The 14,340-nt window shown below is 57.6% G+C and carries 16 protein-coding genes; 13 read left to right on the top strand and 3 right to left on the bottom strand.

The genetic code is table 11. From position 1 onward, the window contains the following. Positions 1–3: 3 nt before the first annotated feature. The 10 genes from fliE (at position 4) to efpL (ending at position 10,899) form a co-directional block, all read left to right on the top strand. Complete coding sequence (fliE, locus tag NCG89_RS03200) at positions 4–393, top strand: flagellar hook-basal body complex protein FliE (RefSeq protein WP_251088329.1); 390 nt, start codon at positions 4–6, stop codon at positions 391–393. A gap of 21 nt (positions 394–414) precedes the next feature. Continuing rightward, positions 415–2,022, top strand: a complete 1,608-nt coding sequence (gene fliF, locus NCG89_RS03195) for a flagellar basal-body MS-ring/collar protein FliF (RefSeq protein WP_251088328.1) — start codon at positions 415–417, stop codon at positions 2,020–2,022. Next, positions 2,009–3,019 carry a flagellar motor switch protein FliG gene (gene fliG / locus NCG89_RS03190; RefSeq protein WP_251088327.1) on the top strand — a complete coding sequence of 337 codons (1,011 nt, stop codon included), beginning with the start codon at positions 2,009–2,011 and terminating at the stop codon, positions 3,017–3,019. Before fliF ends, fliG begins: the two co-directional genes overlap by 14 nt. A 33-nt stretch (positions 3,020–3,052) precedes the next feature. After that, positions 3,053–3,814, top strand: coding sequence for a FliH/SctL family protein (locus NCG89_RS03185; RefSeq protein ID WP_251088326.1), 762 nt, complete (start codon positions 3,053–3,055; stop codon positions 3,812–3,814). Further along, positions 3,807–5,162 carry a flagellar protein export ATPase FliI gene (fliI, locus tag NCG89_RS03180; protein ID WP_251088325.1) on the top strand — a complete coding sequence of 452 codons (1,356 nt, stop codon included), beginning with the start codon at positions 3,807–3,809 and terminating at the stop codon, positions 5,160–5,162. Before NCG89_RS03185 ends, fliI begins: the two co-directional genes overlap by 8 nt. Then, a complete protein-coding gene (fliJ, locus tag NCG89_RS03175; RefSeq protein ID WP_251088324.1) occupies positions 5,159–5,611 on the top strand; it encodes a flagellar export protein FliJ in 453 nt (150 codons plus the stop codon). Before fliI ends, fliJ begins: the two co-directional genes overlap by 4 nt. Positions 5,612–6,529: 918 nt before the next feature. Further along, positions 6,530–7,753 carry a flagellar hook-length control protein FliK gene (locus tag NCG89_RS03170; protein WP_251088323.1) on the top strand — a complete coding sequence of 408 codons (1,224 nt, stop codon included), beginning with the start codon at positions 6,530–6,532 and terminating at the stop codon, positions 7,751–7,753. A 362-nt stretch (positions 7,754–8,115) separates the two neighbouring features. Continuing rightward, positions 8,116–10,008 (top strand): hypothetical protein, encoded by a 1,893-nt coding sequence (locus NCG89_RS03165; protein WP_251088322.1) that lies wholly within the window; start codon positions 8,116–8,118, stop codon positions 10,006–10,008. A gap of 21 nt (positions 10,009–10,029) precedes the next feature. Continuing rightward, positions 10,030–10,200 carry a hypothetical protein gene (locus NCG89_RS03160; RefSeq protein WP_251088321.1) on the top strand — a complete coding sequence of 57 codons (171 nt, stop codon included), beginning with the start codon at positions 10,030–10,032 and terminating at the stop codon, positions 10,198–10,200. Positions 10,201–10,326: 126 nt separating this feature from the next. Then, on the top strand, positions 10,327–10,899 hold the full coding sequence (gene efpL, locus NCG89_RS03155) for an elongation factor P-like protein EfpL (protein ID WP_251088320.1): 573 nt from the start codon (positions 10,327–10,329) through the stop codon (positions 10,897–10,899). Between the two features lie 51 nt (positions 10,900–10,950). Here efpL and NCG89_RS03150 read toward each other — a convergent pair whose 3' ends face one another. The 3 genes from NCG89_RS03150 to flgA all read right to left on the bottom strand — a co-directional run bounded on the left by NCG89_RS03150 (position 10,951) and on the right by flgA (position 12,467). After that, positions 10,951–11,358: a flagellar export chaperone FlgN gene (locus tag NCG89_RS03150; RefSeq protein ID WP_251088319.1), complete on the bottom strand. Its 408-nt coding sequence runs from the start codon at positions 11,356–11,358 to the stop codon at positions 10,951–10,953. 1 nt (position 11,359) lies between these two features. After that, on the bottom strand, positions 11,360–11,659 hold the full coding sequence (gene flgM, locus NCG89_RS03145; protein WP_251088318.1) for a flagellar biosynthesis anti-sigma factor FlgM: 300 nt from the start codon (positions 11,657–11,659) through the stop codon (positions 11,360–11,362). A 94-nt stretch (positions 11,660–11,753) separates the two neighbouring features. Beyond that, positions 11,754–12,467: a flagellar basal body P-ring formation chaperone FlgA gene (flgA, locus tag NCG89_RS03140; protein WP_251088317.1), complete on the bottom strand. Its 714-nt coding sequence runs from the start codon at positions 12,465–12,467 to the stop codon at positions 11,754–11,756. Positions 12,468–12,842: 375 nt separating this feature from the next. Between flgA and flgB the strand changes: the two genes are divergently transcribed. The 3 genes from flgB to NCG89_RS03125 are packed head-to-tail and all read left to right on the top strand — an operon-like array spanning position 12,843 to position 14,340. Beyond that, entirely contained in the window at positions 12,843–13,265 is a 423-nt protein-coding gene (gene flgB / locus NCG89_RS03135; RefSeq protein WP_251088316.1) for a flagellar basal body rod protein FlgB, read from the top strand. A gap of 3 nt (positions 13,266–13,268) precedes the next feature. Continuing rightward, positions 13,269–13,670, top strand: coding sequence for a flagellar basal body rod protein FlgC (gene flgC, locus NCG89_RS03130; RefSeq protein ID WP_251088315.1), 402 nt, complete (start codon positions 13,269–13,271; stop codon positions 13,668–13,670). Between the two features lie 10 nt (positions 13,671–13,680). Continuing rightward, complete coding sequence (locus tag NCG89_RS03125) at positions 13,681–14,340, top strand: flagellar hook assembly protein FlgD (protein WP_251088314.1); 660 nt, start codon at positions 13,681–13,683, stop codon at positions 14,338–14,340.

Below are 14,340 nucleotides of genomic sequence, written 5' to 3'. Positions count from 1 at the left end.
GCCATGAGTGATAGTTTGAGTGTCAACCAACTGCTGAGTCAGATTCGGACCATTCGTCAGCAAACGGCGATGCCTGCCCAGAATCCGATGGCGCAGAACACTGGCGAGCTGGATCGGGTCAATCCCAACCCCGGCGAGCTGCGCACTGGCAGTGTTGGCGGCCCTCAGCAGACCGGCTTTTCCCAGCTGCTGACCCAGTCGATTGATGCGGTTAACGAGATGCAATCCAAATCGGGTGCTCTGTCGGCGGCGTTTTCCAGCGGCGATAAGAATGTGTCGTTGACCGAGGTGATGGTTGCCTCCCAAAAAGCAGATGTGTCGTTCAAGGCGCTGGTAGAGGTCCGCAACAAGTTTGTGGACGCCTACCAGGAAGTCATGCGGATGTCGATCTAACCCCGGAGCTGAGAAAGCATCATGGCTGAACAACAAGGCAAAGCGCCCAATCTGCTGCTCAACCAGTTGGCGGGGAATCCCATTACCCGTCAGCTGTTGATCCTGATCGGCATCGCCGCCAGCGTGGCACTCGGTGTGGCAGCGGTGCTCTGGTCCCAGGGGCCGGACTACCGCAGTTTGTACACCGGCCTGGCGCCGGAGCGGGCTGCCGCAGTGGTTGACGCCCTCAATGCCGCCAATATTCCCTACAAAGTCCAGGACAGCACGGGTTCGATCATGGTTCCTGCCCAGCAGTTGCACGATGCGCGGCTGAAATTGGCGGGCGAAGGTGTGATGCGCGATGGCAGCGGTATGGCCATGCTCGATCAGCAGCAGGGATTTGGTGTTAGTGAGTTTATGCAGTCTAAAAAATATCACTACGCCCTGGAGCAGGAACTGGCCAGAACCATCGAAAGTATCCAGCAGGTGCGCAAGGCGCGCGTGCATCTGGCCATTCCCAAGCAATCCGTATTTATCCGGGATCGCAAGCCGCCAACGGCGTCCATTATGCTCGACGTATACCCGGGGAGCCGCATTCAGAAGGGCAGTGTGGATGCCATCGTCAATCTGGTGGCGACCAGTGTGACCGGCATGCAACCGGAAGATGTCACCGTGGTGGATCAATTGGGCAACCAGCTCTCCGAGAAGGAAAGTCAGGATCAGCTCAGTGTCAGTACCCGGCAATTGGATTATCAGCGCCGCATTGAAGCGGGCTATGAGGAGCGGGTGGCCGGTTTGATCCGGCCCTTTGCAGGTTCCGGCCGAGTGCAGGTGCAAGTGGCCGCGGATGTGGATTTCTCCACTGTGCAGGAAAGCCGCGAGAGCTGGAACCCGGATCGTCAGGTGGTGCGCAGTGAACAGATCAATGAGCGCGGCCCCCTTGATGGTGACCCCGCTAATGCCGCCGGCGTGCCCGGTGCCCTGAGTAATCAGCCGCCGATGGCCGGCACGAAGGGTGCCGACAATGGCGACGTGAACGGTACTCGTTCGGTGGTGCGCAACTACGAAATTGAGCGGGTGCTCAACCACACCGTGAGCTCCAGCGGCATGATTCGCCGTCTGTCGGTGGCCGTGGTGGTGGACAACAAACGGATTACCAACGAAGAGGGGCAGGTGATCTCCCAGCCCTTGAGCGAGGCAGAGATTGGCCAGCTGACTTCGCTGGTAAAAGATGCGGTGGGTTTTGATGGCGAGCGCGGTGATCGGGTGACGGTCATGTCGGCGGATTTCCGCATGGAAACCGCGGAGCTTGAAGAAGTGTCGGCTCCCGGCTTTTGGGAGCAGCCCTGGTTCGCCAGTTTAATCAAGCAGATTCTGGCAGGGCTTGCGGTGTTGATCATTGTCTTCACCGTCATTCGCCCAGCCCTGCGCAATCTGATGCAGGCCAATCAGCCGCCACCGGCCTTGCCCCGTGGCGAAGAGGATGGCCTCAGCGGTGAAGTGATGCAGCGCCCGGTAGCGGCGCTGGCGGGGCCGGGAGCACCGGCCTTTGAGCAAAAAATGAATGATGTTCGGGCGGCGGCAGAGCAAGACCCCCGGCGAGTGGCACAGGTGGTAAAACGGTGGGTGGCAGAAAATGGCGAGTCTTAATGCGATGACAGTAGCGGGCAGTGAGAAAGCGGCGCTTCTGCTACTGATGTTGGGTGAAGACCAGGCGGCCAAGGTGCTCAAGCATGTGGACGCGGTGGATGTCGAAAAAATCGGCTCGGCGATGGCGTCTATCCGCGATGTGGACAACCGCAAAGCCGAATCGGTAGTCAATGAGTTTCACCGGGCCCTGTCCTCGGAAAATACCCTCGGTGTGGGGGTGTCTAACTATGTCCGCAAGGTGCTCACCAATACGCTTGGCGAACAGAAGGGCGCAACCCTGGCTGACCGGGTGTTGGGCCAGGAGCAGGCCCTCGAAATCGATTCGCTGCGCTGGCTTGAAACTGAGGCGCTGGTGCAGATGCTCAAAGACGAGCACCCCCAGATCATTGCTATTACCCTGGCCCATCTGGCCAAGGAGCAGGCGGCGAAAGTGCTCAAAGCGTTACCCACGGATCTTCAGGAAAACGTGGTGATGCGCATTGCCACCATGCAGACCATCCCCCAGGCGGCCATGAAGCAGCTGCAGGATGTGCTCAAGAAAAAACTGTCGGTGTCGGCCTCCTTCAAGACCAGTACGGTTGATGGCGCCATGACGGCGGCCAGCATCATTAACTCGCTGGATGCCGATTCAGAGACCCGGGTGCTCGAGGCCCTGGCCAAGGCGGATGAAGCCCTGTCTGATCGTATTCAGGACCTGATGTTTGTGTTCAGCAATCTGATGGATATTGCCGACAAGGGCATTCAGATGCTGCTGCGGGAAGTGCCCTCAGATATTCTGCCCATCGCCTTGAAAGGCGCTGAAGAGCGGGTGCGCGACAAGATTCTGAATAACATGTCCAAGCGCGCCAAGGAGATGATTATTGAGGATATGGAAGCCCGCGGCCCGATCAAAATCAGTGAAGTGGAAGAGGCCCAGAAAGAAATTTTGGCCATCGCCAGAAAACTGGCAGAGAGCGGTCAGATCGATCTGGGCAAAGGTGGCGACGATTATGTGTAAGCCAACGCCACGGGCATTGTCAGGGCGATACTCGTGACCGAGACCTTTGAGCGTTGGTCTCCCCGGCGCATTGAGGGGGACGACCAGCCTGTCGAGGCGGTGGCTCAGGCAGAGCGGCCCTCGCTGCAGGGCGATGTGCGCCCCTGGGTGCCGGCTGACCTGGGGGCGGTAGCCGCCAAAGCCGCGGCAGGGTCTTCGTCTCACGCCGCTTCGACTGCGCACGCCCAAACCCAAGCCCAGCGCCAACAAAACCACCAAAGTGAGCTTGATGCCCTGCGCCAGCAGGCCCAGCAGCAAGGTTATGAGGAAGGGCTCCGGCGGGGCCAGCAAGAGGCACACAATTTGTTGGCCCAACAAAGCCAGCAGCTGCAAAACACCATTGCGGCTTTGCGTAATGTCGCCGGGCAGTTGGATGAATCCCTGGAGCGGGAAGTCATTGGCTTAAGCGTGGGCCTGGCGGCGCAGCTTCTGCGTCACGAATTGCAGCAGCACCCCGAATGGCTTCATGAGCAAATTCAGGCGGCCACCGCGATGCTCCCCGGTGCGGGGGGCGGTTTGGAAATTCATCTGCACCCGGCCGATGTCGATACGCTGCAGCAGCATTTTGCCCAGAGCGGCGAGGTTGCTGAGGGCAACTGGCAGTTTGTCGAGGACGCCAACATCAGCCCCGGTGGCTTTATGCTGGCCAATGACAACTCCCGAGTTGATGAGCGGCTGGAAACCCGCTTAGCGGCCATTCTGCGACAAGCCTTTGCAAATTCTCCTTTCGTGTCTGGGGGCCGGGTTGATGACTGAGTTCAGTCACAGCGATGGCGGCAGTCTGGCCCAGCGGATAGCGGGCTACCGGCAGCGGCTGGGTGATGTCGGCCAAACCCGGGTCGAAGGCAAGCTCAAGCGGGTCGTTGGCACCATGCTCGAAGCGGTTGGCTGTAAGTCAGCAGTTGGTGGGTATTGCATGGTTGAGACGGTGGATGGCAACTGGCTGGAAACCGAAGTCGTCGGCTTTGCTAACGACAAACTGCTACTCATGCCCACCGGCGAGTTGCGCGGTGTCATGCCCAACGCCCGGGTGATTCCCATTGAAAAAGGCTCCGACGTGCCGGTTGGCGACGGCCTGTTGGGCCGCGTGCTCGACGGCGCCGGGCGGCCCCTGGATGGCCGGGGCAGCTTGCACTGCAGCGCCAGCCGGCCATTGTCGGGGGAGCCGATTAACCCCCTGTCCAGACAGCCGATTCGGCAGCCCCTCGATGTGGGGGTTAGGGCAATCAATTCCCTGCTCACAGTAGGTCGCGGTCAGCGCCTGGGCCTGTTTGCCGGCAGCGGCGTGGGCAAGAGTGTGCTGCTGGGCATGATGACCCGCTTTACCAGCGCCGATGTGGTGGTGGTTGCCCTGATTGGTGAGCGCGGCCGGGAAGTCAAAGAATTTATCGACAGTATTCTGGGCCCGGAAGAAATGCGCCGGGCGGTGGTGGTGGCGACCCCTGCAGATCACCCGCCGCTGATGCGGATGCGGGCGGCATGGCTGGCCACCTCGATTGCTGAGCACTTTCGGGACCAGGGTAAGCAAGTGTTATTACTAATGGATTCGCTGACCCGCTTCGCCCAAGCTCAACGAGAGATTGCACTGGCCGTGGGTGAACCGCCCGCCACCAAGGGCTACCCGCCGTCGGTGTTTGCCCGCTTACCGGCACTGGTAGAGCGCGCTGGAAATGGCGAGGCTGGCGGAGGGTCCATCACTGCGTTCTACACGGTGCTGGCCGAAGGGGACGATCAGAACGACCCCATCGTGGATTCCGCCAGGGCGATATTGGACGGTCATATCGTGCTGTCCAGAGCGCTGGCCGATGCCGGGCATTTTCCAGCAATAGATATTGAAAAGTCGGTGAGCCGGGCAATGAACGACATCACCGAAAAGGGCCACCAGGATACGGTGCGCTATTTCCGGCAGATGTACTCGCTGTACCAGCAAAACCGGGACCTCATTACCATTGGGGCCTACCAGCGGGGCAGTGATGCCCGATTGGATGAAGCGGTCAGTTTGTGGCCCAAAATTAGCGGGTTTCTGCAACAGGCCTACGACGAATCAGAAACCTTTGATCGAAGCCTGGATGAGTTAAGTCTACTGGTGAGTGGAACTGAATGAAAAAATCCGAGCGCATGGACAGTGTGTTGAAGCTGGCTGACAAAGCGGAGCAGCAAGCCGCCGAGCGATTTGCCGCGAGTCAGCGCAACGCCAACAAGCAACGCCGCAAACTGGATGAACTGAAACAGTATTACCGCGAGTACAGCGCTGCGAGCAGTGCCGCCGGTGCTGGACTGGATCTGCGGCGGTTGCAGGAAACTCGACAGTTTATGAGCAAGCTCGCCACCGCCATCGGCATGCAGCAGGAACAGGTGGATAAGGCTGAGCGCAATATGCAGGGTGAACGCCAGCAGTGGATGAGCACTCGCCAACGCAGCATGAGCCTGGAAAAGCTGACCGAACGCTATCAGCAGAGTGAAGCCCAAGAGGCGGATCGCCGGGAGCAGTTTGTGGCAGATGATATGGCCGCGCAGCGCTTCCTGTGGAATCGGAGCATGCCGGTGCTGTAGTGGCTTTGGTCTGACGTCGGACGCAGTGACGTGGTAAGAGAGCCCGGGGTGATTCGTTGCCTCGGGCTTTTTTTGGGCGGGAGATGCTGGACGGGAGATGCAAGGCGGGAGATGCAAGATGCGAGACGGATGGCACTTACTTTAGATAAATATTGCCCAAATTGTCGTTCCCGCGAAGGCGGGAATCCAGGTTTTGCTGAAATATCAGTGTACCCGCGCACGTGGGTGCCCAGTACTTTGGGCTGAAATATCGTCGTACCCGCGCACGCGGGTATCCAGTATGTTTGCTAACGTAGCCGGGTTTTCTGGATGACCGCATTCGCGAGCATGACCACCTAAAAATGATTCCGCTCAGTAGTGCGCCTTCTCGGGGATGACTGGCTTAAAGTAGAAACAGAATCTTCCGCGACGAGACTTGATTTACCAAAGCCTGAATGTACGACCGTCTGGAGGGGTTACCGAAATATCGTCGTACCCGCGCACGTGGGAATCCTGCAACGATAGCACCGGATATCGTCATACCCGCGAACGCGGGTATCCAGTATGTTTGCTAACGTAGCCGGGTTTTCTGGATGCCCGCGTTCGCGAGCATGACGACCTAAAAATGATTCTGCACAGTAGTGCGCCTTTGCGGGGATGACAGGTTTAATTAAGTGCCATTCAGTCGCGAGACGCCATACGGGTCATCTAGCGCGTTAGCGCTCCGGTGTCTGACCAAAAAACGCCTTAACCAACCTACACAGCCACACTCAAATTTCTGGGGTGCTACCGATTATGATAAGCCGCTGGCACAGCCTTTGCTCTAAACCCTAAAGAGTCACCTAATTTTGCCGCTTTTGGCCCCCTTCAACGGGCTTTGGCGGCCCTAACGCAAACTCTGTTAGAGGCAATTGCACGATGCAAACTCCGGCCATTTCAGTGAGTAATATCTTTGAGTCCCTGCTTGGCAAAGGCGCCCCTTCGGGCGCGGCCAGCGCGGCAGAAACCCCTTTTAATCAACTGTTTACCGCACAGCAGCTGAGTTTGCTGGGCGGTCAGCCCCAGGATTTCGCCGCCATTCAGGCCCAAGCATTGGCCCAATTCAGCCAAGAGCAGGGCGAGGCCTTGTCGGCCGAATCCTTGCTATCGGAGGTTGCCTTGGGCGACGGTGAGGGCTTTCCTCTCGGCGGCAAGGGATTGCCGCAGTTGCAGTCCTTGCTGGCCAGCCAGCCTCAGGGCGTTGGTACTGCGCTGAACGGCGAGATGGCAGCAGAGGGTGACGACGTGGCGGAGTCGGGTTTGGCGCTCTCGGCGATGCTGCAGCAAATGGTTGCCAAAAGGACCGCTGGCGATTCGGTCACCGGAGCGGCGGCTGAAGCCCATGGTGAGCCTGGCAGCTTGAAGACGGCCGATGCCAAGGCGGCGCTGAACCAACTGACGGGAGCCACCCCGGACAAGGCACCCAGCCAGGGTACGCTGGCCTTTGGTGATACGGCGTTAGCCAAACCCGAGGCAATGACCACCGCCGAGGGCTTCCGTCAGGCCCTTGTCCAGCAAAGCGGCGAAACCACCAGCGATGAAAAAGTCGGTGCTATCACCGAGAAGGCCGACAGTGATATTGAACTGGCCAGCTTGATGCGGGATCTGCGTGGTGCGCAAAACTCGGCCCAAACCAAAGCGCCAGCCATGTTCACCGTGAGCCAGAACGCGGTCACTGACCCCGCCTGGAGTCAGGCAATGGCAGCCCGGGTGGGTTATATGATGAACAACGGGGTTCACACGGCCACCGTGCAACTACACCCCGAAGAACTGGGCAGTATTCAAGTGCAGATCAGCCTCGATGGCGATAGCAGCCGTGTGCAGTTTCAAACTCAGCACGCTGAGACCAGTGAGCTGGTGGAGCGAATGTTGCCGCGTTTGACGCAGGGCTTTGAACAGCAGGGCCTGCGCCTGGACGATGTAAAAGTCAGCCTGATGAACCAGAATGCTAACGCCAGTCTCGCCCAGGGTCAGGGACAAGGCCAGAACGCCGCGACCGGTCAAGGTGGCAATAATCCGGGCGCGCGGGGTGATCAGCAGGGCAACATGGGGGGCAATGGCGAAGGCGAAGTATTGCGTAATGTGGTACTGAGTCGGGCCGGTGGGGTGGATGATTACGCTTAGTGGTCCGTGCGGCAAATAAGGTCACACTCAGAGCGTCTGTGTGGGTGCGAACCGAGGCGGTTTCGCCTCTAATGGCCCAGTCCTTAGCAAGGCGGGCGCGCCCGCACAGGCGCTCCCGAAGGGCCGCAGCACAAGGGATTTTGGACTGCGTTGCAGCCCTTGCAAAGGGCCGGGCCATTCCCTGCGGACTGCGCCTTGCCAAAACCCCTTGTGCTGTGGCTCAGCGTAACCGTATTTGCCGCACGGACCACTAGTGCTCCATGCAAAAATGCGATTGTGTCGGCCGCTTGCATCATTATCCCCTTTTACAGCGGTAGTTTTGTAAACTGTTGCAAAGATAAGGAACCCATAAGGGCCAGTGAGTGAGCTCCCCAAGCAAAGTCGTTTTCTGTTTTACCCTGATTTTTTCTGCCTGTTTGAGCTTTGCCGGGGATAAATACACCGACCTTACCGATAGCAGTCAGAGTCCGGGATTCAGCAAGCGCATCGTGCGGCATGAGGACAGCCAGTTTTCGGTCATGGTGGGCATGCGCGTCCATCTGGCGCTGACGACGTTAATGGGAGAGCCGTTGGTCTACTGCCCGGCGACATGGTGGCTAGATGAGATATACGATCACAGTAGCGGCGAGGCAAGTGTCCATAAATTTCCGGTAGACCTGCTCCCCGCGAGTGTTCAGCGTGATCTGGATTTTTACAGCCCCAAACTCATTTTCAAGCTGAAAAGTGGTTATTTACTGGCTTGTGATCCGGGTGTGATGTCGGAAGCTGCTAGTGAAGCACCCAGTTTTACCGTTCCTGCCAGCCCAGCATGGGGAAAGCTGCTGTTTTCGAGGGAGGGGGATAAGTCATCTTTTCTCCCGGCGGAGCGTGCTCAGTCGATTTTGCGCGATCTTTTTGAAAGCCAGCAGCACTCCGCTCACGTTGTCAGTGAAGTGTGGATCGCCGACGAGTCAAAAATTAACCTGTGGTCGCTAGCAAGATTCCGTGCGCAAAATGCCATGAATGCGCTTTCCCGGCAGAGGGAGCAGAGCACAGACCCGCAGCGTATAAGTGAGTTGGACAGGGCCATTGGTGATCAGGCTGGCCGATTCAGAGCGGCCTTTAACAAGAGTATGTCTATGCCGGGGCGGTTTGCCCGGCAACGTGGCCTGAAGACCACCCCTTGTCAGCAACAGGCAGCAAAGGCCCTGACCACACTCGCCGAAGCGGCTGAGATTGGTCGTCGTATGCAGCGATGTATTCCGAACGCTCCCAAAGCCGCCACCGCCAAATCGGTACCGGATTTACGCCTGCAGACGGCGGAGCTGGAGCAGGTCGGCGAGATTCAAATCAGCGGTGATCTTCGCTACGTTAAATCGATGAGTTCAGGGGTGGTGCTGCAAAAGTACGATGATCTCTATTTTCACCGTCGCGATGGTGATCTTCGTCAGCTTGATGGCCAGTTGGCCAAGCGCACGCTAGCAAATTACGCCAATGTCATTGAGCGTGATAACGGTAGTTTTCTGACTTACCTTCAGGGCACTCAGCTGGCGCATTACGGTAAAAGCGGGCGCAGGTTGGCAGCGCTGGCTTTGCACACCCAAAATGCCACGGTCATGCGCAGTAAATCACGTGAAGGCAGCAGCCTCATTGAGCTTGCGCCGGGCCCCGACGGTTCAGTTCTGGCGGTCTATCTATCGACAACAAACCAGCGGGATGATCACAGGCTGGAAGTTGATCAGTGGCGAGGCGGCGAATTGGTAAGCTTGGTCAGCAGGCCGTTGGGTGCCACCTTGTACTGGCCTCAGCTCACTGTGAATACCACCGGACCCGGTGGGTATTGCTGGCTTCAGGCAGAGCTAAGTTACACCTCTGCGGACGAAAAAGTGGTGCAACACCAATTCTGCCTGCGCCACCAAGGTGATCGCTACCAGCTCGATTCAGTGGACCTTGCCACGCGAACTGCTATTGAGGAAGCAAATCAGAAACAGCGCAATTTGTTTGCCCAGCGCGCCGAGCGTCTGCAGTATCCTGAGTGGCTCGAAGAGGAACACTTTGCACACCAGGCTGGGGTTTACCATTACAGCGCAAGAGAATCGAAAGGTTTGAGCGATGGTGAGAACGATACTGGTTGGATTTATTTGCGCAGCCCGAGCGGTGCGTATTTGTTGCCGAAATCCTTTGGTGTGCGAGAGCGGCTGAGAGCGGTCGATGCTGACGGGAAGTGTCTGGCAACCGGCCAAGGAAAGATATTTCGATTCTATTGCGTTAAATAAGGGCTAATCGGAGAGCGAATAATGACCATTGACGACAAAAGCCCGAGTGACCCAAAGCGACTACTCGATCACATCTGCCGCTGCTGCGGCCACCGCTACGCCCTGCCCAGTATGAATCGCGAGGGATTCACCGTGTGGCATTGCCCCGCCTGCGACCTTGAAGAGCGAATTCATATCACACCCCGGCGGTGAGATCGCGACGACTGAGCCGTTTCTGCCGTCGTGGATTAATCGCTATACAAATCCCCGCTATCACTCCTAAAATTCCGCCACGCAAATCTGCCGGGCTAGCCCGGCCCCTATACAGGAAGCAAGCCCATGCCGAAGGCGAGTGAGATCAAAAAGAATATGGCGTTGGATTACAACGGCGGCACTTACATGGTGAAGGATATCGAGCGTTCGGCGCCCCAGGGTCGGGCCGGGGGTAGTTTATACCGGATGCGTATGTACGATGTGGTGACCGGCCACAAGATCGACGAGACCTTTAAGGACTCGGATATTTTGAATTTTGCCGATTTAAGCCGTCGAGCGGTGATGTATTCCTATGCCGATGGCGATGAGCATGTGTTTCTCGATCAGGAAGATTTCTCCCTCTACAACCTCAATAAAGACGCCATCGCTGAAGAGATGATGTTTATCAACGAGGATACGCCCGGCGTGCATGTCGTGGTGGTCAACGATATGCCGGTGGCGCTGGATATGCCGACCAGTGTGGAGCTGGATGTGGTAGAGACGGACCCTTCAATTAAAGGCGCATCGGCGACCTCCCGGACCAAGCCCGCCAAATTGTCGACGGGCTTGACCGTGCAGGTGCCGGAGTACATCGCTACGGGTGATCGCATTAAGGTGAATGTTGAAGAGCGCCGGTTTATGTCCCGGGCGGAAAAGTAAGCGGGCATCCCCCGATATCAATGACGGGGGAGGCTGGTTGCGGGTAGGTGATTAGGCTTTGGCCAGTGCGTGGCTGCGGGAGTTTTGCTGGCTGACGCCATTGGCGGTATACACGCCGCCGTCATCGCCAAGCCCGAGAATATCCAGGGCGCGACGGGTATAGCGCAATTGCGACGACACATGGGCGCCGGCCTGCTGATTCAGTCGCTGGCAGTTGGCCAGGCTGAGCCGGATAGTGTCGGGCAATTGTGGTGAGACTTCGGGGTGGCTGCTTAAATAGGCCTGGCGCTGGGCCTCTAGAGTCTGCAGGGTGGTGCTGAGGCGGGTTTTTTGCTCAGCCAGTGCCAGCAATTGGCCGTGCTCGGGTGCCCGCTCCAGATTTTCGCACTCCTGGCTCAACAGAGCTTCCAGTGCAGCGCTATGGGTTTCGATGGCTTGCAGCAGATCGAGATATTCCATATCAGCGCACCGATACCATTTCCATGTCGATAAAGGCTGCCGCCAGCCGCTTGGCGTCCACGACGTATTCGCCGTTGCGAATGGCAGTTTTGATCGCGTCGACCTTGGCCCGGTCAATGCCGTCGCTGGCGTTCACCGCCGCGCGGGCAGAGGCGAGCAGGGGGGCATCGGCCTTCGACATGCCGGTCGACGGCGCCTCGATTTGGCTTGGGGCATTGCTGGTGCCGGCTTTGCCGCTGGCCCGGCTGGTGTCCAGCTTGCCGGTTTGGCTGGGGGAGCCACCATCAATACGGTAGATCATGGTTGATATCCTTTAAGCGAATCGCTTTATCTTGGTTATCGGCCGTCAGGCGGAAAACTTTAGTGTGACTATTGCCCATAAATTGCGGCCCTGTTCACGGAATCAGAACCTGGTGGTCTGACTCCACAACCCCTTCCAACTGCTTGCCAGAGCTTAGGTTTTTAACCTTGATCCGGCCGCCCAGCGGCGCGTTTTCCATGGCGATTCCGGCCATGGTTACCTTGATGCCGCCAGTGTTGCTGTTTAAGTAAACTTTTTGACCCTTCTGAATGGCGCTGTCGGCCTCCACCATATTGGGGGTGAGCACGGCGCCCTGGGCAATGCTGTAGCGGGCGCGATAGCCGCCGCGGCCTTCGAGGCTGCGCAGATAGCCATAGCCCAGCGTAGCGATATCCCGTTTGCTCCAGCTCACGTCCTCGGCGCGAATCAGGCTGCCGGGGGCGATGGGATACCGGGCGACCATCACCTTGGTATAGGCGGCGATGCTCACTGGCACGTAAATCTTCCAGGCTTGGCCACTGGTGCAGCGTACACCGACGGTCGTCCGCCGTTTGATCCGGCCACCCGGCGGCAGAAAGGCCTCCAGCGCAGCGTCGCACTTGGCTAGCTTGCTGCGCGGATCGAGCCGATCGGCCGTCACCTCGGTGTTCATGTCTTTCCAGGGATTGCGGGCCGCAATATAGGCCTTGGCCGTCGCGGCGATGCGCTCAGGGCTTTCGTAACCGGCTTGGGCATAACTGGCCTGGGCAAGTGTCGCGATACATGCGCCGCTTAACAGTAAGGCCTTGATGAAATGTCCTGTTGCCATCGTCAGTTACCCAGTTTCTCCAGCAAATCGCCAATTTTTTGTCAGTTATGTGGTTCTGTAGAGGGTTTTGCAATTGCTGTGCCAGCGTCAGGGATGCTGCTGGGCTATGGCGACAGTGGAGGGAAGTACGCAGGTAACTAGGTAGTTATGCGGCGTCGAAACTTTGCCGCTGGAGAGGAAAAAATCTGCCGAATTTTTGGCTATTTGCCGTCTTTGCTTTTGTATCTGTCTGAAAAATAACAACAAAAAATATTGGCACAGCGTTTGCCTCGTCCCTGTCAAACACGCAAGTCCGACTTTAAACGCCGCTTCATAGAGTTTATCGGATGAAAAACGAAAAACTTTAGTGGCATTTTTCGGAAAACGGGTAACACGATGGCAATTAATTTTAACAAGGCATTGGGAGTTCACGAGCAGGCGTTGTACCTGCGCGAGCGCCGTAATGAAGTGTTGGCAGGAAATATCGCCAACGCGGAAACCCCTGGGTACAAAGCCCGCGACATCGATTTTCGCGCTGCACTGGGTCAGGCCGAAGGGCAGTTGGGCATGAATTTGGCGGTGGCAAAAACCCGAGCCGGGCATATGGACCTGGGGCCGGTCAACGCAAGCGCCAACGGGGTAGAAGCGGTTGATTTGAAATACCGTAATCCCCAGCAGCCCTCCCTGGACGGCAACACAGTAGAAAGCCACGTTGAGCAGGCCGAGTTTGCCGACAATGCCCTGCGTTACCAGAGCACGCTGCAGTTCTTGGGCAGCCGCTTCAGCAGTTTGAAATCCATTATTCAGGGAGGCCGCTAAGCCATGGCTAATTCTTTGGATCTGGCCGCAGCTGCGATGAACGCGCAAATGCTGCGCCTCAATACCGTGGCCAGCAACCTGGCCAATGCCGATTCCATCAGTGGTAGCGAAGAAGACGCCTACCGGGCCAAACAGCCGGTGTTTTCCGCGGTGATGGATCAGCAGCGGGCAACCACCAGTGTGGCGGTCACCGGTGTAGTAGAGAGTGAAGCGCCCATTCAGAAGCGTTACGAGCCCGGCAACCCGATGGCGGATGCTGACGGTTACGTCTATGAGTCCAACGTGAATACGGTGGAGGAGATGGCAAATATGATTTCTGCCTCTCGGGCCTATCAGAATAACGCCGAGGTTTTTTCCACCACCAAAGCCCTGTTGCTGCGCACGTTGCAACTGGGCCAGAACTGAGGAATAGGGGATGGAACTTCGCTCCGTGACTGAATTGCAGCAAGCCTCTGCTGCCGCCAAGAAAGATGCCAGCTCGTTGGATCAGGACGACTTTATGAAGTTGATGCTCCAACAGTTGAAAAACCAGGACCCCTTCAAACCCACCGACAACACCGAATTTATTAGCCAAATGGCCCAGCTGACCTCGGTCAGCGGCATCAGCGAGATGAATGCCAACCTTGCCACGCTGGCGGATTCGCTGTACTCGGCCCAGCTCCTTGAAGCCTCCTCATTGATTGGCAAAGAAGTGCTGGTCGACTCCAACAAAATTGCCCTGCCGTCCTCGGGTGGTGTGGGCGGGCAGTTGACCCTGCCGGTCAGCAGCACCGCCGTGAATGTTGAAATTCTGACACCTGGCGGCGAGGTGGTGGGCAAGGTGTCCCTGGGGCCACAAAACGCCGGCGATGTGCCCTTTGAGTGGAATGGGGTGGGCCTGAATGGCAACCGCCTGCCACCCGGCAACTATCAGATTCAAGCCAGCTATCGTAACGGCAATACCCAGGAAGCCCTGGGAACCCAGGTGCGGGCGGCCGTAAACAGCGTGAGCGTGCCCAGTAATGGCGGCAGCGCACAATTGCAATTGAAGGGATTGGGCACTGTGGCGCTTTCCCAGGTTATCGAAATTCGTTGA

The organism is Spongiibacter taiwanensis, from assembly GCF_023702635.1.
GTDB lineage: Bacteria > Pseudomonadota > Gammaproteobacteria > Pseudomonadales > Spongiibacteraceae > Spongiibacter > Spongiibacter taiwanensis.
The sequence above is the reverse complement of the archived record's forward strand: the minus strand, read 5'-3'. Positions and strand labels throughout refer to the sequence as shown.